Source organism: Methylorubrum pseudosasae (assembly GCF_029504475.1).
Classification (GTDB): domain Bacteria; phylum Pseudomonadota; class Alphaproteobacteria; order Rhizobiales; family Beijerinckiaceae; genus Methylobacterium; species Methylobacterium extorquens.
This window is the reverse complement of sequence record NZ_JAQGDU010000002.1, coordinates 1,906,392-1,927,161: the sequence shown is the minus strand read 5'-3', so window position 1 is coordinate 1,927,161 and position 20,770 is coordinate 1,906,392. Positions and strand designations below refer to the sequence as shown.

The window sequence follows — 20,770 nt, the reverse complement described above, 5'->3', positions numbered from 1 at the left end:
GCCGATCGGGTATCGGGGGCATCATCCGAGGGACTAAGATCCCGTGAGACGTCGGGTAAATCCGTCTCCATTGCGGAGGGCGCGAGCTCTGCAATGGACGGCGATGCGTACGAGGGTTGCATGGCCACCGAGAAGAAGCTGAAGGATCCGGCAGAGGCGGCCCTCTCCGCGATCGAGCAGGCTTTGAATCTGGACATTCCGGCACCGGGCGACACCGCCCGCGTCGAGCCGCGGCTGCCCGATGTCGGCGACAGCGATCCGCTGGCCGATCCGTTCTCCGAGGCCGGGGGGCGCCGCACCCCGACCCTCGACATCGATCCCGCCGCCTCCGATCTGCCGCTGCCCGAGCGGGGGCGCTCGCGCCGCGAGGGCGGGCTTCTGCCGCCCGACCGCTCGCTGGTCGCCAACGACGACCGCCAGAACATCGGCATCCTTCAGCAGACGCTCCGGGTGCGGCCCTCGCGCAAGCCGTACCTCGTCGCAGCCATCGCCTCGTTCCTGTGGCTCAACGGCCTCGTGGCGCTCGCCTGGAACCAGTCCGGCGGCGATCTGAAGACGTTCATCACCGGGCTCACCGCGCTTCAGGCGGCGGTGGTGGCCACCGCCATCGCCGGGCCGATCGTGCTGTTCCTCATCACGGCGATGCTGGCAGTGCGCGCCCACGAGATGCGCCTCGTCGCCCGCGCCGTCGGCGAGGTGGCGATCCGGCTGGCCGAGCCCGAGAGCTTCTCGACCGACGCGGTACTGACCATGTCGCAGACCGTGCGCCGCGAAGTCGCCGCCGTCGGCGACGGCGTGGAGCGGGCGCTGGCCCGCGCCGGCGAACTCGAGACCCTGGTGCGCGGCGAGATCTCGACCCTGGAGCGCGCCTATTCCGACAACGAAATTCGCATCCGCAGCCTCGTCGATGAGCTGATCGCCCAGCGCGAGTCCATCGTCGGCAGCGCCGACCGGGTGCGCGGCGCGATCGCCGGCTCGCACGAGAACCTGTCGAGCGAGCTGGAGGGCGCGGCCGAGCGTATCGTGGCCGCCATCAACGGCGCGGGCGAGCGCGTGACCGGGGCGCTCGATGCCCGCGGCACCGCGATCACCGAGGCGCTCGGCGAGGTCGGCGAACGGGTGGTCGGCAACGTCTCGACCCGCGGCGACGACCTCGTCCGCCAGCTCACCGCCACCAGCGAAGGCGTGCGCGGCGGCCTGGAAGAGATCGGCACCACCCTCACCAGCGCGCTGCAGCAGCGCGCCGACGAGGTGACGCAGGCGTTCGAGCGCACCGGCGGGGCGCTCACCCGCACGCTCGCCGACAACGCGGGCGCCGTCGCCCAATCCCTGTCCGAGACCGGCACCGGGCTGATCGAAGCGCTCGATCGCCAGGGCGGCGCCGTGCGCGAGACCTTCGAGCGCTCGACGAAGGGCCTGGAAGAGGCCTTCCTGTCGCGCGGGACCGAGCTGACCGAGCGTTTCGCCCAGACCGGCGGCGCGATCACCGCCCGCTTTGCCGAGACCGGCGAGAGCTTGAGCCGCAACTTCGCCGCCACCGGCGCGGCGATCTCCGAGGACATCGCCGTTCGCGGCGCCTCGCTGCGCACCGAGATCGAGGCCGCCGGCACCGGCGTCTCCGAACTGATCGAGGGCCGCGGGCGCGATGCGCAGGCCGCCCTGGCGCTTGCCGCCGGCAGCGTCGCCGACGACTTCTCCACCCGCATCGACCGGGTCCGCGACGCGTTCCTGGCGTCCGCCACCCGCGCGGCCGAGACCATGGACGGTCGCGGTCTCGAACTCGCCGCCCGCATCGAGGCGGCGGCGTCCCGCGTCGATGATGTCATCGCCGTCCAGGGCGGGGCGCTCGCCTCGAACCTCGACACGGCGGGCGAACGGGTCGTCGGTCTGATGACCGAGCGGGCGGCCCAGGCTGCCGCCACCGTCGAGCAGGCTCTGGCCGGGCTCGGCGCCTCCTTCGCCGCGAACGCGAACGGCACCGCCGAGAGCTTGGGCGAGACCGTGGCCCGTCTGGGCCAGGATCTCGATGCCCGCACCGGCGCCGCCCAGGACGGCATCCGCCGCAACGCGGAGACCGCGACCGCGTCCGTCGGCGCGAGCGTCGAGGCGCTGGAGCGCCGTCTGCGCGAGGCCGCCGAGGCCATGAGTGGCCTGCTCGCCGAGCGCGCCGTGGAATCGACCGCGCGGATGCTGCACGTCGCCGAGGAAACCTCGGGGGCCGCGCAGGCGCAAAGCGCCGCCGTCACCACCCGCTTCGCCGAAGCCGCCGAGGCGCTGCGCCGCGCGGCCGACGAGGCCGCCGCCGCCGTCGAGAGCCGTTCGGACGAGGTGGTGGGCCGCTTCCAGGCCGCCGCCGACCGCGTCGGGGGCGAGCTGGGCAGCCGCAGCGAGAGCGCGTCGCAGGCCCTTCACGCCGCGATCCAGCGAATGGCCGACGAGCTGTCGGCCCGCAGCGCCGAGGCGACCGGCGCCCTGGCCCTCGCCGCCGCCCATGCCGGTGGCGAGATCGACAACCGCACCAACCAGTCGATGCACGCGCTTCAGGATCTCTTGCGGCAGGTGGCCGACGAGATCTCCGTGCGCGGCTCGGAGGCCAGCGTCGCCCTGTCGCTGGCGGCGGCTCAGGCCGGCGGCGAGATCGGCAGCCGTGCCGACCAGTCGGCGCAGGGCCTGCGCGACCTGCTGCGGCAGGTGCAGAACGAGATCGACGGCCGCAGCGCCGAGGTGACGGACGCGCTGGCGCGGACCGCCGAGCGGGTCGGCGGCGAAGTCGGTGCGCGCACCGAGGAATCGCTGCGGAGCCTGCGTGAGACGCTGGGCCGGATCGGCGAGGAGCTGTCCGCCCGCGGCGCCGAGACCAGTGCGGCCCTGGCCCGCGCGGCCGAGCAGGCCGGCGGCGAGGTCAACAGCCGCACCGAGGCGTCGCTGCACAGCCTGCGCGACGCCCTGGCCCAGATCGGCGACGAGCTGTCGGCCCGCAGCGCCGAGGCCACCGCTGCCCTCGCCCGTGCGGCCGAACAGGCCGGCGGCGAGGTCGGCGGCCGCACCGAGAGCGCCCTGGAGGCCCTGCGCGAGACGCTGCGCCGGCTCGGCGACGAGGTTGCCGCCCGCGGCGAGGCCACGACGCAGGCGCTGTCGCGCACCGCAGAGGACGTCGGCACCGAGCTGGAGACCCGTCTGGGAACCCTGGAGGACAGCTTCGGCCGCCACGGCCGCGGCGCCGCCGCGCTCATCGCCAGCCAGTCCGACGAGGCCCAGGCCCGCCTCAAAGGCGCCAGCCGCGAGGTCGTGCTCGCCATTGCCGGCCACGTGTCGCAGGTCGGCGACACCCTGCACCGGAGCCACGCCGCCTTCGTCGAGACCGCCGACAGCCGCACCCGCGCGGTGGAGGAGGCTCTGGGCAACCGGCTCGCCGCCCTTCAGGAAACCATCGCCCGCGGCGACATCCTCGCCGACCGGATCGCCGGCAACGCGCAGACACTCGGCGACACCCTGGATTCGCGCCTCACCGAGATCGACCGGATCATCGCCGTGCAGGGCAATGCGCTCGCCGACTCCCTGGCCGAGCGTGCCCGCCTCGCCAGCGAGACCGTCGAGGCCCGCATCGGCGAGATGGAATCCCTCTCGGCCCGTCGCGCCGCCGAGATCGGCGAGAGCTTCGCGGCCCTCGTCGGCCATGTCGACACGCGGCTGGGTGCCCGCGCCAACGCCCTCAACGAGGCGCTGGTCCTGCGCAGCTCCGAGATCGCCCGCACGCTGGATGAGGGCAACCGTATCCTCACTGACGCCCTCGACCGGCGCATCGAAGGCTCCGCGCAGGACATCGCCGACCGCGGACGCTCCGTGGGCGACGTTCTCGCCGCCCGCGCAGCCGAGATCGCCGAGCGGCTCGAGCGCACGACCCAGGATCTCGCCCGCCGCCTCGACGAGGGCGCCGAGCGCCTCGATACCGGCGTGGTCGCGCGCCTCGATGCCCTCAGCGGCACGCTGGAGGAGCGCACCCGCCACCTCGACGAATCCTTCGGCATCCAGGCGCTCGAAGCGGTGCGCCTGATCGAGAGCCGCACCCGCACCATCGACGGCGAGCTGACCGGCCGCATCCGCGACCTCGTCGCCCTGCTGGAGCGTCGCAGCGGCCTCGCCGTCGAGGCGCTGGGCGGCCATGTCGAGGCCATCGCTCGCCTGTTCGACGAGCGCGCCGAGAGCCTCAACCACCTGTTCGACGAGCGCGGCGGCGCGCTCGCCGCCGACCTCGACCAGCGCGGCCGCGTGGCCGTCGAAGGGCTTGAGGGACGCCTCTCCGACATCACTCAGGCCCTGGAACAGGGCGGCGCTTCGCTCGGCGCCCTGCTCGACCGCCGCGGCACCGCCTTGCTCGCGACCCTGCGCGACCTCATGGGACAGGTCGACGGCCTGCTCGGCGAGGGCACCGGCCGCCTCGGCCACGCCTTCGAGACCCAGGCGAGCGAGATCCGCACCCTGCTCGACAGCCGCGCGGACGATCTGCGCGGCCTGATGGAAGGCAGTGCCGGCCGCGTGCGCGGCGAACTCGAAGCCGGCCTCGGCAGCTTCGAGACCGTGCTGGACGAGCGCCTGCGCACGGTGCGCGACCTGCTCGACGCTCGCAGCGCCGAGATCCGCGACACCTTCGATCACCGCACCGATGATCTGCGCGGCCTGCTGGAGGACGTCTCCGGCCGGGTCGGCGGCGCGTTCGAGGCGAGCCTCGGCAGCCTCGATACGACGCTGGAAGAGCGCATCCGCATGGTGCGCGAGCTGCTCGATTCCCGCAGCACCGAGATCCGCAACACCCTCGACAGCCGTACCGGCGAGCTGCGCGGCCTCGTGGACGGCAGCGCCGGCCATGTCCGCGGCGAGTTCGAGACCGGGCTCGGCGCCCTGCGCGCCGCCCTGGAGGAGCCGGCCCGCACGGTGCAGGACCTGCTCGACAGCCGCGCGGGCGAGATCCGCACCATGCTCGATGCCCGCAGCGACGATCTGCGCACGACCCTGGAGGAGCGGGCCCGCACGGTTCAGGACATCCTCGACCACCGCACGGCCGAGATCCGCGGGCTGCTCGACGGCCATGCCGGCCGCCTCGACGAGGGCTTCCAGGGCCGCATCGTGCCGCTCCAGGCGGCGCTGACCGAGGGCGCGCGCCTGTTCGTCGAGACGCTGGAAGGCGGCATCGGCCGCGCGGCCGGCGAGGTCGATGCCCGCACGCGGGGACTCGCCCACCTGTTCGACGAGCGCCTCGGCGTTCTCGGCGACATCGTGGACGGGCGCGGCCAGCAGGTTGCGCAGACCGTCGAGAGGCGGTCGCAGGAGCTGCGCGCTCTGTTCGACGAGATCCACGCCACCCTCGGCGCCCTGGTCGATGAGCGCTCGACGGCGCTGACCGGACGCCTCGAGACCCAGACCCAGGCGCTGGCGACGGTGTTCGACGAGCGGATGCGGAGTCTCGACGGGCTCGTCGAGAGCCGCGGCGGTGAGTTCGCGCGGCTCGTGGAGAACCAGGCGGCCACCCTGTCGCAGACCGTCGAGGCCCGCAGCGAGGACTTCACCGCCCGCATCGACGCCCGCCTGCGCGCCTTCGCCACCGTGGTGGCGAACCGCGCCAACGCGCTGGCCGACGCCTTCGACGAGCGCCAGGACGCCTACACGGCGCAGATCGACGGGGGCACGGCCCGCATGGTCGCGACGCTCGATGAGCGCGCACGCCAGCACGCGGCCCAGTTCGAGACGGTCGAGGAGCGCCAGAAGGCCGTCGCCGCCTTGATCGAAGAGGGGACGGCCCGGATCGCGGCGACGCTGGACGAGCGCGCCCGGCAGCAGACCGCGTTCGCCGAGGCCTTCGACGGCCAGCGGGAATCGTATGCCAGCGTGATCGAGCAGGGCACCGCCCGGATGATCGCCGCGCTCGAGGAGCGGGCGCGCCGCCACGCCGCGCAGGCGGAGACGGTGGAGGAGCGTCAGCGGGCCGTCACGGCGCTGATCGAGGAGGGCACCGCCCGCATGGTTGCGGCTCTCGACGAGCGGGCCCAGCGGCAGGCCGCCTTCGCCGAGACTCTCGATGGGCAGCGGGATGCCTATGCGAGCGTGATCGAGGAGGGCACCGCCCGGATGGTTGCGGCTCTCGACGAGCGGGCCCAGCGGCAGGCCGCGCTCACCGAGGCCTTCGACGGGCAGCGGGACGCCTATGCCTCCCTGATCGAGCAGGGCACCGCCCGCATGGTCGCCGCACTGGAAGAGCGGGCCCGCCGCCACGCGGTGCTGGCCGAGGCGTTCGACCGCCAGAAGGAGGCCTACGCGGCGCTCATCGACGGCGGCACCGCCCGGATGGTCGCGGCCCTGGACGAGCGTGCCGAGCGGCAGGCCGCCCTGGCGGAGACCTTCGACGAGCGCCAGAACGCCTACGCGGCGCTCGTGGACGACGGCATCGCCCAGATGGGCCGGATGCTGGAGGAGCGCGCCCGCCGTCACGCGGCCGAGGTCCAGGCCCGCGCCGACGCGCTGGCCGAGACGATGGATCAGCGCAACGGCGCGCTGGCCCGCATGATCGACGGACCGGCGGCGGCCCTGGCCGACGCCCTGGCCGAGCGGGAGCAGGCCCTCGACCGGCTCATCGCCGACAAGGGTGCACCGCTGGTCGAGGCCCTGCGTGAACGCACCGACGCCATCGTCGTCCGCACCGTCGAGTCGGCCAAGGCCCTGCGCGTCGCGCTGGACGAGGGCGCGGCGGCCTCCGCCGACACCGTCGCCCAGGCGCATGAGCGGGTCCGCCGCGACGTCGCCGGCTTCCTCACCCGGATCGAGAATGCCAATGACGGGTTGAAGGACCTCGTCGGCGGCGCCTCGGAGAACCTCGGTGCTATCGAGCAAGGGCTCGCGGCCCGCGTCGAGCAGATCCAGTCGGCCCTCGACCGGGTCGCCGTCGACACGGCGCAGGCCTCCGACCGGGTCTCGAGCCAGGTCGTGGCGCTGCGCGAAGCCTCGCAGGGAGCAATCGCCCAGGCGTCGAGCCTCGCCGCGACCCTGGATGCCCGCGGCAAGGCGCTGGTTGAGCGCACCGGCACCCATGTCGGCGCGCTCGAAGCGGCCGCCGGCAATCTGGAAGCGGTGGAAGGCCGTCTCGCCGAGAGCCTGTCGAGCCGGCAGGCCGTGGTCGAGGCGGTGCTGTCCCGCCTCGAAGAGCGCAGCCAGGCCATCGAGGCCCAGACCGGCCGCTTCGGCAGCGTGATCGAGGAGACGCTGCGTGCGGCCGAGGCCCGCGCCCGCGAACTCAGCGAGAGCGTCGCCCGCGTGGCCCGCGAGGCCGGGACCGCCGTGGCGGGCGACTTCGAGCGCCTGCGCAGCGGCGCGGATGCCGAGAGCGCCCGCACGGCGGAAGCGGTGCGCAGCGCCATCGAGGAGGCCTCCGCCAAGATGATGCAGAGCTTCGCCGCCGCCTCCGGCCAGTTCGGCGACTCGGTCACGCGGATGAATGCGATGGCCGCCGAGATCCGCCGCGAACTCGACGCCACCCGCGCCGACCTGCAGCGCGGCGTTCTCGACCTGCCCCGCGAGACGCAGGATGCCACGAGCGAGATGCGTCGCGTCGTGGCCGAACAGATCGACGCGCTGAACGAGCTGTCCGCGCTGGTGGCCCGCTCGAACCGCTCGGTCGATGTCGCCCAGCCGGCGGCGCAGGCCCGCGGGGCCGAGCAGCGCCGCACGGCCGAGGCCGGCCGCACCGTGTCGGCGGCCGCGCCCGCTCCGGTCTCCGCGCCGGCGCCGGTCCGCAATGTGGCCCCGGCGGCGGGCCGGCCTCAGCCCGCATCGGCCCCCGTGCGTCCGGCGAACCCGGCCGCTGTCCCCGGCCCGGTCCAGGGGCGGCCCGGTACCCGCGATAACCGCGGCTGGCTGTCCGATCTCCTGACCCGCGCGTCGCTCGACGATGACGGCACCGAGGCGGTCCCCGCCCCGGCTCCGGCCGCCGCGCCCGAGGCGAAGGGTCCGGTGGAGCGGATCTCGCTCGACGCGATCTCGACCGACATCGCCCGGATGGTCGATCATCAGGCCTCGGTCGAGTTCTGGCAGCGCTACCGCCAGGGCGACACCAACCTGTTCGACGGCCGCCTCTACACGGTCCAGGGGCGCCAGACCTTCGAGCAGATCCAGCGCCGCTACCGGGCGGATGCCGAGTTCCGCCGCACGGTCGATCGCTATGTCGGAGAGTTCGAGCGGCTGCTCAGCGAGGTGACGAAGAACGACCGCGACACCAAGCGCGCGGACGCCTACCTCACCTCGGAGACGGGCAAGGTCTACACCATGCTTGCGCATGCCAGCGGCCGGTTCGACGAAGCCTGAGACCGACGATCGGAGGAGGCGGGTTCGGTGTCACCGGGCCCGCCTCAAGTGCCGATCGACCAGGCTGCCCCATGAAAAAGGCCCCCGTCGCTGGCGAGCTGCGGGGGCCTTTTTCGTACGATGTCGCTGCCCCGGGGGAGCGGCGGGCGCCGGATCATTCCATCACGGCGGCCTTCATGATCACGACCATGGTCGCGCGGCCGGGCGCGTCGCCGAGGCAGCGGATGCTGTGGGGGCGGTCGCAGCGGTAGCGCAGGGTCTCGCCGGCATTGGCCCGCTGCACCTCGCCGGCCACATCCACCTCGAAGCTGCCCTCCAGCACCGACAGCGACTCGACCGAGCCGCGCTGGTGCGCGTCGGATTCGAGCACCCCGCCGGCATCGGCGGTCACATCGTACCATTGCAGCCACTCGACGGTCTTGATCCAGCCGATGATGGCCAGCCGCACCTTGCCGTCGTCGGAGACGAGCCGTGGGGTGTCGGCGCGCGAGAAGCGCTCGATGAAGGGTTCTTCGTCGGAGGTGGCGAGAACCCGCTCGATCGACACGTCGAGCGCCTGGCTCAACCGCCAGATCGTCGCCAGCGTCGGATTGGTCTCGTTGCGCTCGATCTGGCTGATGATCGACTTCGCCACGCCCGATTGCTCAGCGAGTTCGGAGAGGGAGAGGTTGTAGGCCTTGCGCAGACGCTGGATCGTCTTGCCGAGCTGACCCGAAAGCACCTGGGCGCCGCTGACGAGATCCTTCGGCCGTCCACGTTCGAGGCTTGCCGCTATGTCCTGCATCACGTCGGTCCGCTGAAAGTGCCCGACAAAATCTTCGCGCGCCGGAAACACCCTCGCGGGCGGATCGGATCACGAAATCGTGTGCGGGACACCGAAAGGCGTTCCGTTATCCGAACGAGCGTTTGGTCTGTCAAACGCAAAAGGCGGAAAGGGGCTGATTTCGCCTAGCCCAGCGCCTATCGCCAGAGCGCGAAAAAGTGGTGGAGCGGGCCGTGGCCATGGCCGACCGGCACCGTGTCCGCTGCGCGGATCGCCGCCGTGACGTAGGTCTTGGCGCCCCCCACCGCCTCGGCGAGGCCCTGGCCGCGGGCGAGCCCCGCCGCCACCGCTGCCGAGAGGGTGCAGCCGGTGCCGTGGCTGTTGCGGGTCTCGATGCGCGGGGCCGCGAACCGGCGCAGGGTCCCGTCCGCGGCGATCAGGTGATCGGCGCTCTCGCTGCCCTCGCCGTGGCCACCCTTGATCAGCACCGCCCGCGCGCCCCGCGCCAGCAACCGCCGCCCCTGCGCCACCGCCTCGTTCTCGTGTCCCGCTTCCCCCTCGTCGAGCAGGGTCGCGGCTTCGGGCAGGTTGGGGGTGATGATGGTGGCGAGCGGCATCAACTCAGTGCGCAGAATCTCGACGGCTTCCTGTGAGATCAGCCGGTCGCCGCTGGTGGCTACCATCACCGGGTCGAGCACCACCGGGATGCCGGGTGCGTGCCGCCGTAGACCCTCGGCCACCGCCCGGATGGTCTCGGGCCGCGAGAGCATGCCGATCTTCACCGCCCCGACCGCGAGGTCGGAGAACACCGACTCGATCTGCGCGGTCACGAAATCGGCGGGCACGTCGTGGATCGCCTGCACCCCGCGGGTGTTCTGGGCCGTAAGCGCCGTGATGACGCTGGCGCCGTAGACGCGCAGGGCCGCGAAGGTCTTGAGGTCGGCCTGGATGCCGGCGCCCCCGCTCGAATCCGAGCCGGCGATGGTCAGGGCGATGGCGGTCATGGGCGTCTTCCCTTGTCTATTTTTTTGATGGTCCGCTTCTTCCGGCCTTAACGCGTGCCCGTGCTCCCGCGCTGGCCCAGCGCCTCATCGACCCGTGCAAGCAGATCCCGCGCCTTGGCCTCGGTCGCACCGCCCTTGAACAGGGCGCCGATCAGCGCCACCCCGTCGGCACCGGCTCGGATGACGGAGGCGGTGTTGCTGGCGTCGATCCCGGCGATCGCGCCGAGCGGCAGGGACTGGCCGCGGGCGAGCCGGGCACGGAACACGATCCGCTGCAACCCGTCGAGCCCGACCGGCGGGTCGGGGTTGTCCTTGCTGGTGGTGGCGAACACGCCGCCGATGCAGGCGTAGTCGATGGGAAGCCGGTAGAGTTCGTCGGCCTGGGCGCCGGTCTTCACCGTGAGCCCGATGATGGCGCGCGGGCCGAGCAGGCGGCGCGCGTCCTCCGGGTGGAGATCCGACTGGCCGAGATGCACGCCCTCGACGCCGGCAGCCAGCGCGAGATCGACCCGGTCGTTGACGAGGAGCGGCGCGCGGCCGGCGAGGGCCGCATGAATCGTCCGGATCCGTGCGAGGGCCGCGCGGGCGTCGGTCAGATCCTTGTCGCGGTACTGGAGCAGGGTGGCGCCACCGGCCACCGCCTCCGCCGCTAGGGTGGCAAGCGCGGTGGCATCGCCCCCCAGCACGCCGACATCGAGGATGCCGTAGAGGCGCAGGTCCACGGCGACGCCCGCCGACGGCCGGGACAAACCGAGCCCTGTTCCGCTGCCCATACCCGCTCCCTTCGATGAATTCGCCTTTCGATCTAGCAGGATCGGTCTGCCGCGGCGACTGAGGCCAGCAAAGAACCAGGGTGATCGCGTTCGGGCGATTGCCCTGGATGAGGCCGGAGGCTCCGTTGACGGTGCCGGGGCCAATCCGGCAAGACCGGAATGCGGGCCGGAACCGCTTCCACCGCCGAGGGGATGCCCACGAAGAGGGGCTGAAGGCCGACGAACGCATGAGCACGGCCGAACTGGGAGTGACCGCCGCCGCGGCGGACAAGGGGACGCGCGCCGCCAGCGCTTCGTCGGTGGGACTCGTTGCCGTCATCGTCGCGGCGACGGACGGCGAGCCGCGCGCGCTCACCGTGCAGGTCGAGGGACAAGCCGAGGGTCGCGAGAGCGCCCTGCCCGCCGGGCCGTTGGTGCCCGAGCACGCCACCCTGGAGCGGGGCCTTCGCGCCTGGGTCGAGCAGCAGACGCATCAGCGCCTCGGTTATGTCGAGCAGCTCTACACTTTCGGCGACCGCGACCGGGAGGGCGGCCAGCACGACGTGCACCTGCTCTCGGTGGCCTACCTCGCCCTGGTGCGCGAGCTGCGCCCGGCGGGCCTTGCGGAAGCCGCATGGCGCAACTGGTACCGCTACCTGCCGTGGGAGGATTTCCGCGAGGGCCGGCCTCCGGCGCTCGCCGAGATCGAGCCGCGCCTGATGGCCTGGGTCGCCGCCGCCTCCGACCCAAAGCTCCGGCGCATGCGCGAGGACCGGGTCGGTCTCAGCTTCGGGATCGGCGGCGCCTGGAACGAGGAGCGGGTTCTGGAGCGCTACGAATTGCTGTTCGAGGCCGGGTTGATCCCGGAGGCCAACGGCCAGAACGGCGCCGCGGTGCCCGACGACCTCGCAATCACCGGCCAGCCGATGGCCCATGACCATCGCCGTGTGCTCGCCACGGCGATCGGCCGCCTGCGCGGCAAGATCAAGTATCGCCCGGTGGTGTTCGAGTTGATGCCGCCGGCCTTCACCCTGCTTCAGCTTCAACGCACGGTCGAGGCGCTCTCGGGCATCCGGCTGCACAAGCAGAACTTCCGCCGCCTCGTGGCACAACAGGGCCTCGTCGAGGAGACCGAGACGCTCACCAGCGGCAATGCCGGGCGCCCGGCCCGGCTGGTGCGCTTCCGCCGGGAAGTTCTGCTGGAGCGCCCCGCCCCCGGCGTTCGGCTCACCCCGACGCGTCGTACGGTGTGACGCTCACGACACCGGACCCCCTCCTCCCGGAATGAAGGCCGGAATTCATCGGGGGGGCGGATGGGCTATCCCTGGAAGATGCGACCGAACTGTTCGGGGCAGCCGGCAACGAGGGTCGGTGCCAGAGGCAGGTCGGCCCGGGTGCACAGGCTGAATCCGTAATAGGACGTCAGCATCTCGATCTCCGGAACGCAGACCCAGAGACGAATCATCGACCCGTCCTCGACCACGCTGATGAGAAGCATTTGCCGCGTACGATCGAAGGAGACGGCCTGTTCGCGAAACAGGAGTTCGACCGAACGGATCTTATCGGTCGTGATCCGTGTGTATGCCCAAATCATCGGCAAATGCCCTCCAATTGAGCGTTTGCCGGCGCGGCAGCGGTCGATCAATCGATATGGACGCAGGGCAGTCGCCAATGCTGCCTGCGGATTAAGCGCTTAGCGAGATCGTTCGACGGCCCTGAGGTCTCTTCAGACCAGTTCAAGGCCGGCTCTGGACGTGCAGGCGCGGCGCTGACGGAGCCGAACGCCAACGCGCGTCCCCTCTGAGATCGGCACGCCGTCGGGGCGCTCGGCGCAATCGAACGGAACGCGGGCCCGGCACCGCCGAGCCCGCATTGACCAAGGGGATCTGCGCTCAAGCGAAGCTGCGCTTGGGCTCAAGCGTCCTTCTTGCGGCGCGGAGCGCGGCGCTTCTTCTCCGCAGCGGGTTCCGGCTCGGCGGCCACCGGCTCGGGCGCCGCTTCGACTTCCGCTTCCGGCTCGGCGATCCGGCGGCGCTGCTGACCCAGGCCCAGCGCACGCGCCAGTTCGGAGCGCTGCTCCGAGTAGCTCGCCGAGGTCATGGGGTAATCGTTGGGGAGGCCCCATTTCGCCCGATACTGTTCCGGCGAGAGGCCGCGCAGGGTGAGATGGCGGCGCAGCGTCTTGTAGGGCTTGCCGTCCTCGAAGCTGACCAGAAAGTCGTGGCTGATCGACTTGCGGATTTCCTGCGGCGTCGCCTTGGGCGGCCCGGTTTCGGCGGTGGGACGGCCGCTCAAGCTGACCGAGCGAATCGCCTCATGCACTTCCCCGAGAAGCTTCGGCAACTCGGCGCTCTGTACGTGATTGTTGCTGACATAAGCAGACACGACATCGGCCGTGAGGGTAACGAGGCGGGCTGTCTCCGCGTCCTGTTCACTGGTGTCCATGGCGCAATCTTCTATGAGGGGGCTTTAGCTGGAATACGGTAAGCTCAGGACCGTGCTAGAGCAAGACATCGCGTATAAATTCGAGCGCAGTCAGGTCGAAGAGAACTGAGCGTAGCGTGTGTTTCTATCCAAATCGAATGGAAAAAACGCCGATCGCGGCCTTCGGAAAAAAAGGATTAGGCCCACCTTAAGGGTGACGCTGACGATCTCAACGAAATATTTCAAATGATAGAAAGCTCTTGAACACACGTCGGAAAATGTCGACGTTTCAAAGAGTTGTGATCCCAGATGGTTGCCGGATTTCCCCGTCGGCATGCCAGAGTTGCCGGCTTGGCGTGAGCGCGCCGGTCGCGGAGCGGAAGACACGCCTTGGTTGCGACGTCCTGCCGCAGAATTACGTATTTTCTGTGGATTGCCGGGTGTTGGATCGGTCCGCCTCGAAATATCCGGCGCGCGAGAGCGTCTTGCGGCAGTTCTCGACCGACGCGGCGCCGCCTTCACTGTCCAGTCCCGGAGGGCCGATTGTCAAAAGACGGATGACAGCCGAAGGCCCGCCCAGTCGATTGACGGATGATGGGCGCTCGATTCGGTGGGCACGTGGCTCTACGCCCACCTGACAATATTTGTGAGCTGAAGTGTCTGGCTCATCGCGGATGACGGGCGCGAGACCCTGCCGATCCATTTGGAGAGCGGCTGTCTTCTCATGTGCGGCACGGACGCGTTGCTCGTTCCGGCCAAGCTCTTACGCGATGAACCACGCGGGTGATGGGTGTTGTTATGGCTCCGAGGGGCGGCAGCCGGCTTTCGCGGGGCGTTCGTCGGCCATTCGGTCGGGGATCGCTCTGCACGCACCGTCCCGGCACGCGCGGATGGGGCGTGCCGGGTTTTCAGTGAGCAGATGTCGAGAGCGTATCCGGGCCGAAGCGGTTCTGTCGTCAGTCGAGCCCGAGCATGAGCCCGAGATTCTGCACGGCAGCGCCCGATGCGCCCTTGCCGAGGTTGTCGAGGCGGCCGACCAGCACGGCTTGGCCGTGGCTGTCGGAACCGAACACCCGCAATTCGAGCCGGTCGGTGTCGTTGAGGGCCTCCGGTTCGAGGCGTTCGCGGTGGGCGCCCTCCTCCGCACCGCGCACGACGGTCACCAGCGGCGTGCCCGCGTACCAATCGGCCAGCGCATCCTCGAGATCGCCCGGCTTCGGGCTGCCGGGCAGGGCGCCGAGATGCAGCGGGATACTGACCAGCATGCCCTGCCGGAAGTTGCCGACGGAGGGAATGAAGATCGGCCGCCGGGTGAGCCGGCTATAGGCTTCGATTTCCGGCAGGTGCTTGTGACCGAAGCCGAGCCCGTAGAGCTGGAACGGGGCGCCCTCCCCGCGCTCGTAGCTCTCGATCATGCTGCGGCCGCCGCCGCTATAGCCGCTCACCGCATTGATGCTGACGGGATGATCCGACGGGATCAGGCCGCGCTCCACCAGCGGGCGCAGCAGCGCGATCGCCCCGGTCGGGTAGCAGCCGGGATTGGCGACCCGGCGCGCGGCGCGGATCACCCCGGCCTGATCCGGCGTCATCTCGGCAAATCCGTAGGCCCAGCCCGGCGCGATACGGTGCGCGGTGCTGGCATCGAGCAGCTTCGGGCCGCCTCCAGGCAGGCTGTCGGCGAGCGCCGCAGTCTCGCGGGAGGCGTCGTCGGGCAGGCAGAGCACGGCGAGGTCGACCTCTTCGAGGATCGCCCGCTTCACCCCCGCATCCTTGCGACTCTCCAGCGGAATACTGACGAGGCGCACCCGGCCCTCGCGCTCCAGGCGCTCGCGGATGCCGAGGCCGGTGGTGCCGACCTCTCCGTCGATGAACACCTTCGGGGCGCTGAGGCCGTCGGACATCGCAGATTCCTTAAGCTCGGCCCCGATCCGGGCCGGTCTGACACAGGGTGTACCGAGCCTTCCCGGTCGCGTCGGGCACGCTCGATCAGATGCGTCTTCGGTGGCGCGGAGGTGGAAGCTTCGTCTTCCCCTGTCAACGCCCCTCGGTCGCCGCGCGCAGCCGCGCCCATCCTCCCGTGGATGGGAACGGTGCGGCCGGAACTCACGATGACGCCTCCTGTTGACAGCCAAATGTCGCTCAGGAGGCGAAACCGATGTCAGGCACGGCGAAGAAGACCGATCCAAAGCTTTGGGAGAAGGTGAAAGAGGAGATCACCGAATCCTCCAAGGGCGGCAAGCCCGGCCAATGGTCCGCCCGCAAGGCGCAGATGGCCACCAGCGAATACAAGAAGGAGGGCGGTGGTTACGCCGGCAAGAAGTCCGACGACAACCACCTGAAGCAATGGACCGATGAGGAGTGGGACACCAAGTCGGGCAAGGAAAGCGGCAAGACCGGCGAGCGCTACCTGCCCAAGAAGGCGCGGGAGAAACTGTCCGATAAGGAATACAGCCGCTCGACCGCCAAGAAACGCGCCGATTCCGCCAAGGGCAAGCAGCACTCGAAGCAGCCCGCGGATGTGGCGGAGAAGGCGGCCTCCGCCCGCAAGACCGGCGGCAAGGCCGGCAAGACCTCGGACAAGGGCGGTACCGCCGGCGCGACGAAGTCCGAACTGATGCAGCGGGCGCGCAAGCAGGACATTCCCGGCCGCTCGAAGATGACCAAGGGCGAGTTGGAGCGCGCCCTGACCCCTTGATCGTCTTGGAACGGTGATGGGCGCGGGAGGGGCGAGATCCTCCCCGCCTGTCCTCAGGAGCGCTTCTCGGCGCCGACCACGACGAAGCCCTGACGCTCGAAGAGCGGGCGCGCCGCGGGGCTTCGCAGGAAGCCGAGCAAAGACGCGGCGCGATCCGCGCAGACCGAATCCTTGGTCAGCGCGGCCGGGTAGACGATCGGCGGGTGGCTGTCGGCGGGGAAGGTCGCCACGACCTCGACGCCCGGATCGCTCGCCGCATCCGTCGCGTAGACGATGCCGAGGGGGGCTTCGCCGCGGGAGACGAGCAGCAAGGCCGCGCGCACGTTCTCTGTCTGCGCGAGCTGGCCCTTCACCCGGTCCCAGGCGCCGAGCCTTTCGAGGGCGGCCCTGCCGTACTTGCCCGCGGGCACCGCCTCGACATTGCCTAGGGCGAGCCGTCCACCGGCCAGCGGGGCGGAAAGATCGGTGCCGGGCTCGAGCGTGACCCGCAGGCCCGACCCCTTGGCCGCCACGAGGACGATGGCGTTGCGCAGGAGGTTGACGCGGCTGTCCGCGCGGATCGTGCCGTTCGTCTCGGCATAGTCCATCCAGGCAAGGTCGGCGGAGATGAAGAGGTCGGCCGGCGCGCCGGCCTCGATCTGCTTGGCCAGCGCATTGGAGCCGGCATAGGAGATCCGGGTCGTGCCGCCGGTCTCCTTCGTCCAGGCGGCGGCGGCTTCGTCCAGCGCGTTCTTGAGGCTGGCGGCGGCAAACACCACGACAGGTTCCTCCGCAGCGCGTGCGACGAGGGGTGCGGCAGTGAGTGCGAGCAGCAGGCCGGCCAGCACGGCGCGGCGGGTCCGGACGGGACGAGACGGTATCATGACGGCTCCCAAGGTCGTGCCGGGCCGCCATCGATGCGGCGGGCCCGGCGCCGGCTCGGTCGAGCCGTCACGGTGCCGGACGAGCGCCCGGCACGCACACCATCCGCGTTTAACGCGTCGCGAATACCCCTGTCATTGGCCGGGGATCGCGGAGGTCCCCCTCTCAGGATTCAGTCGTCGGACGGGCCCGCCGCCGAGGGTTCGGGCTCGTCGGCGGTGAAGCCCTCGAGCCAATCCAGGCTCTCCTGCGAGCCCGCCTCGTAGGGGTTAGCGGAATCGGGCCTGCCCATCGCCTTGGCGGCTTTGCCCTCTTCGAAGATCTTGCTCGATACCACGGCCATCGACCGATCCTTTCTCGATGTGGGCCCGGACGGGTCCGGGCCGGGAGATGCGGGACAGCAAGTGGTCGGGCCCGGCCGGAGTTCCCCTCGCCTCAGGCGGTGGGCTCGGTCCCCTGTGCCGGCTTGGTCTCGGCGCGATGGAGCCGGCTCAGCAGCACGAGCAGCGAGCCCGGCAGCGGGGAGTCGAGCGTGTCCGATGCGAGGATGTCGGCGTTCGTGGCGCGGCGACGGTCGGGGCGCGGCTCGCGCCTGACGACGACGGGGGAGCGAAAGCGGACGGATCTGGGTGTCATGACGCGATGAGAACTCGACAAGCGCCTGATGAACGAGACGGAAAGACGCCTCGCGCAACGCCCGGCCACCGGGCATGGCCCCGCCGGCCATCGGGGCCGACAAGGCGCATGCGCGAGACGCTTTGGACGGTGAGAACGCCGCCTCGCCGATCCGGTTCCGGCGCTTTCGGCTAAGAATTAAACATCATGCCTGTGGATTAAGCATCTTTTGTCTTGCTTGTGCTGTTGTGGGTACGTGCTCCCGCTCGATTGCTCATGAACAGCGCGTCGAAGGGGTCGTGAAGCCCGTGGCCCTTGGCGCGCGCGAATGGTAGAGGGCGCCCCATGCTCGAAGGTCTGCCGCCGCACCGACCCACGCACGTCCTGCGCCTGATCACGGACGAGCCCTCCGCTCGCGCCATGACCGAACTGCTGGGCGAGATGTTCGACCCCATGGAGACGGCGGTGGCCGCCTTCGAGGTCGAAGAGACCGGCGCTTGGCGGTTGGAAGCCTATTTTTCCGAGGAGCCCGACGCGGAGATGATCCGCGACCTGATCCGCCCGATGGTCGGCGAGCAGGCCGACGCGGCGGTTTTCGAGACCATCGACCAGCAGGATTGGGTACGCGCCTCGCTCGAGGGGCTGAAGCCGGTGCGGGCGGGCCGCTTCCTCGTCCATGGCGGCCATGACCGTCATCAGGTGCGGGGGAACGACCTCGCCATCGAGATCGAGGCGGCGCTTGCCTTCGGCACCGGCCATCACGGCACCACGCTCGGCTGCCTGCGGGCGTTGGTGGACGAACTGAAGCGGCGGCGGCCGGCCCATGTCCTCGATGTCGGCACCGGCACCGGCATCCTGGGCTTTGCCGCCGCCAAGGTGCTGCGCACGCCCGTGGTGGCCGGCGACCTCGATCCGGAAGCGGTGACGACCGCCCGCGGCAATGCCCGCCTCAACGGCCTCGGGCCGTTCATGCGCTTCTACCATGCGCCGGGCGTGCGCCACGCCCTGGCGAACCGTCCGCGCGGCTTCGACGTGGTGTTCGCCAACATCCTGGCCCGCCCCCTCAAGCGGCTCGCGCCCTCGCTGACCGCCGTGGTTGCCGATGACGGCGTGCTGATCCTCTCCGGCCTGATCGAGCGCGACGTGCCGGGCGTGCTCTCGACCTACCGCCACCGCGGCTTCCATCTCGCCCGCTCCGGCGTGATCGAGGGCTGGGCGACGCTGGTGCTGCGCCGCGGCGGGGCGGCCGCGCGTGCGCGCTAAGGCAGGTGCGGCCATTGCTCGAAGCCGCATGAGCGGCTTGCCGGCGCGAAGAGCGCCGCGCGGAGCGAGAGCCCAAGGAACCGAGACTGCCCGCGGAGGCGGTCGCCGGCGATTGAGGCCGGCAAAGAACCAGGGCGATCGCTTTCGAGGATGGCCCTGGAGGGTGTCGCGCGGGCATCCGACGCGGTAGGTTTCCGCCATGACGACGCCCCTGCCCCGCTTCCAGACCTTCGACGATCCCAGCCACGCCAAGGGGCCTGAGCGGATCGAAGCCCTGCGCGCGGCGCTCCGCGAGATCCGCGCCGATGGGTTCGTTGTACCCCGGGCCGACGAGCATCAGTCGGAATACGTGCCGGCCAACGCCGAGCGGCTCGCTTGGCTCACCGGCTTCACCGGGTCGGCCGGTCTCGCGGTGATCCTGGCCGACGAGGCGGCCCTGTTCGTCGATGGCCGCTACACCCTCCAGGCGCCGGAGCAGGTCGATACCGGGATCATCACCGTCGTGCCCCTTGCCGAGACGACGCCGGAGGCTTGGCTCGGTGCCCACCTGAAGCCCGGCCAAACCCTCGCCTACGATCCCTGGCTTCATACGCCCGACGGCGTGGCCCGCCTGGAGCGCGCCGCCATCAAGGCGGGGGCATCCCTGCGCGCCGTGACCGACAATCTCGTGGACGCGGTCTGGGCCGGGCGGCCCCGGCCGCCGGCGGGCCGTGTCGCCGCCCATCCCGATGATCTTGCGGGCGAGACGCGCAGCGAGAAGCTCGGTCGCATCCACGCCGCGCTGGCGGAAGGCGGGATCGACACCCTGGTGATCTCCGATCCCCACAACCTCGCCTGGACCTTCAACCTGCGTGGGTCCGACATCGCGCACACGCCCCTGGCGCTCGGCTACGCGCTGGTGCCCCGCGAGGGGCAGCCCGCGCTCTACCTCACCTCGCCGCAGATCGACGCCGACCTGCGCGCCGCCCTCGAACCGCTGGCCGACCTTCGCCCGCGCAGCGCCTTCGACGCGGATCTCACCGGCCTGTGCACCGGCGCCGCCCGCGTCCGGATCGATGCGGCGACGGCGGCGGCGGCCCTCAAGGATCGCATTGAGGCCGCCGGCGGCGTCGCGGATGTCGGCGCCGATCCGGTCACCGCGATGAAGGCGGTCAAGAACCCGGCCGAGATGGCCGGCACCCGCGCCGCCCACCACCGCGACGGCCTTGCCGTGACGCGCTTCCTCGCCTGGCTCGACCGGACCGCGTCCGAGGGGGTGAGCGAGATCGCCGCCGTCGAGGCACTGGAGGATTTCCGCAAGGAGGGCGGCCTGCTGCGCGATGTCTCCTTCCCGACCATTTCCGGTTCGGGCCCGAACGGTGCCATCGTCCATTACCGCGTCACCCGCGCCACCGACCGCACGGCGCAGCCCGGCGAACTCTTCCTGATCGATTCCGGCGCGCAATACGCCGACGGCACCACCGACATCACCCGCACCGTCGCCATCGGCACGCCCACGGACGCGATGCGCGATCGCTTCACCCGCGTGCTGAAGGGCCACATCGCCATCGCCCGCGCGGTCTTTCCCGAGGGGACGACGGGCGCGCAGATCGATGCCTTCGCCCGGATGAGCCTGTGGGAGGCCGGGCTCGATTACGACCACGGCACTGGCCACGGCGTCGGTGCCTTCCTCTCGGTCCACGAGGGTCCGCAGCGCATCGCCAAGACCGGTACGGTGGCGTTGAAGCCCGGCATGATCCTCTCGAACGAGCCGGGCTATTACCGGAGCCGTGCCTACGGCATCCGCATCGAGAACCTGATCCTCGTCGAGGCGCGGACGATCCCCGGCGGCGACCGGACGATGCTCGGCTTCGAGACCCTGACGCTGGCCCCGATCGACCGGCGGCTGATCGATCCGGCCGTGCTCGGTGCGCACGACGCGGCCTGGCTCGATGCCTACCACGCGCGAGTGCGTGAGGCCCTGTCGCCGGATCTCGACGGGCCGACGCGGGACTGGCTGGAGGCAGCGACGCGGCCGCTCGGGGCCGTCTAGCCCGGCGTTTTC

The 20,770-nt window shown here is 70.8% G+C and carries 14 protein-coding genes; 5 read left to right on the top strand and 9 right to left on the bottom strand.

Translation table 11 applies throughout. From position 1 onward, the window contains the following. Positions 1–120 precede the first annotated feature (120 nt). On the top strand, positions 121–8,349 hold the full coding sequence (locus M2437_RS09905; RefSeq protein WP_253387277.1) for an apolipoprotein A-IV repeat region-like domain-containing protein: 8,229 nt from the start codon (positions 121–123) through the stop codon (positions 8,347–8,349). Between the two features lie 154 nt (positions 8,350–8,503). On the opposite strand, the gene M2437_RS09900 is transcribed toward M2437_RS09905, so the two are convergent. The 3 genes from M2437_RS09900 to thiE all read right to left on the bottom strand — a co-directional run bounded on the left by M2437_RS09900 (position 8,504) and on the right by thiE (position 10,889). Next, complete coding sequence (locus M2437_RS09900) at positions 8,504–9,133, bottom strand: helix-turn-helix domain-containing protein (RefSeq protein WP_003601851.1); 630 nt, start codon at positions 9,131–9,133, stop codon at positions 8,504–8,506. Between the two features lie 176 nt (positions 9,134–9,309). Continuing rightward, positions 9,310–10,116: a bifunctional hydroxymethylpyrimidine kinase/phosphomethylpyrimidine kinase gene (thiD, locus tag M2437_RS09895; protein WP_253387276.1), complete on the bottom strand. Its 807-nt coding sequence runs from the start codon at positions 10,114–10,116 to the stop codon at positions 9,310–9,312. 47 nt (positions 10,117–10,163) lie between these two features. After that, positions 10,164–10,889 (bottom strand): thiamine phosphate synthase, encoded by a 726-nt coding sequence (gene thiE / locus M2437_RS09890; RefSeq protein ID WP_253387275.1) that lies wholly within the window; start codon positions 10,887–10,889, stop codon positions 10,164–10,166. 125 nt (positions 10,890–11,014) lie between these two features. Here thiE and M2437_RS09885 point away from each other — a divergent pair, with 125 nt between their 5' ends. After that, positions 11,015–12,121: an NUDIX hydrolase gene (locus tag M2437_RS09885; RefSeq protein ID WP_003601845.1), complete on the top strand. Its 1,107-nt coding sequence runs from the start codon at positions 11,015–11,017 to the stop codon at positions 12,119–12,121. A gap of 65 nt (positions 12,122–12,186) precedes the next feature. On the opposite strand, the gene M2437_RS09880 is transcribed toward M2437_RS09885, so the two are convergent. The 3 genes from M2437_RS09880 to argC all read right to left on the bottom strand — a co-directional run bounded on the left by M2437_RS09880 (position 12,187) and on the right by argC (position 15,193). Continuing rightward, positions 12,187–12,462, bottom strand: coding sequence for a hypothetical protein (locus M2437_RS09880; RefSeq protein ID WP_253387274.1), 276 nt, complete (start codon positions 12,460–12,462; stop codon positions 12,187–12,189). Positions 12,463–12,782: 320 nt separating this feature from the next. Continuing rightward, positions 12,783–13,313 (bottom strand): Ros/MucR family transcriptional regulator, encoded by a 531-nt coding sequence (locus M2437_RS09875; protein ID WP_012255555.1) that lies wholly within the window; start codon positions 13,311–13,313, stop codon positions 12,783–12,785. A 935-nt stretch (positions 13,314–14,248) separates the two neighbouring features. Further along, positions 14,249–15,193, bottom strand: a complete 945-nt coding sequence (gene argC / locus M2437_RS09870; protein ID WP_253387273.1) for an N-acetyl-gamma-glutamyl-phosphate reductase — start codon at positions 15,191–15,193, stop codon at positions 14,249–14,251. 254 nt (positions 15,194–15,447) lie between these two features. Between argC and M2437_RS09865 the strand changes: the two genes are divergently transcribed. Continuing rightward, complete coding sequence (locus M2437_RS09865; RefSeq protein ID WP_056461188.1) at positions 15,448–15,987, top strand: hypothetical protein; 540 nt, start codon at positions 15,448–15,450, stop codon at positions 15,985–15,987. Between the two features lie 53 nt (positions 15,988–16,040). Here M2437_RS09865 and modA read toward each other — a convergent pair whose 3' ends face one another. The 3 genes from modA to M2437_RS09850 form a co-directional block, all read right to left on the bottom strand. Further along, complete coding sequence (gene modA, locus M2437_RS09860) at positions 16,041–16,850, bottom strand: molybdate ABC transporter substrate-binding protein (RefSeq protein ID WP_253387272.1); 810 nt, start codon at positions 16,848–16,850, stop codon at positions 16,041–16,043. Between the two features lie 170 nt (positions 16,851–17,020). Next, positions 17,021–17,191 carry a hypothetical protein gene (locus M2437_RS09855; RefSeq protein ID WP_012255559.1) on the bottom strand — a complete coding sequence of 57 codons (171 nt, stop codon included), beginning with the start codon at positions 17,189–17,191 and terminating at the stop codon, positions 17,021–17,023. A gap of 92 nt (positions 17,192–17,283) precedes the next feature. Further along, a complete protein-coding gene (locus M2437_RS09850) occupies positions 17,284–17,484 on the bottom strand; it encodes a hypothetical protein (RefSeq protein WP_003601830.1) in 201 nt (66 codons plus the stop codon). Between the two features lie 324 nt (positions 17,485–17,808). Here M2437_RS09850 and M2437_RS09845 point away from each other — a divergent pair, with 324 nt between their 5' ends. Together M2437_RS09845 and M2437_RS09840 are read left to right on the top strand one after the other, a co-directional pair. Next, the gene (locus M2437_RS09845) at positions 17,809–18,726 is read left to right on the top strand and encodes a 50S ribosomal protein L11 methyltransferase (RefSeq protein ID WP_076641903.1); all 918 of its coding nucleotides are present in this window, start codon (positions 17,809–17,811) and stop codon (positions 18,724–18,726) included. Positions 18,727–18,925: 199 nt separating this feature from the next. Continuing rightward, a complete protein-coding gene (locus M2437_RS09840) occupies positions 18,926–20,758 on the top strand; it encodes an aminopeptidase P family protein (RefSeq protein ID WP_253387271.1) in 1,833 nt (610 codons plus the stop codon). Positions 20,759–20,770 lie beyond the last annotated feature (12 nt).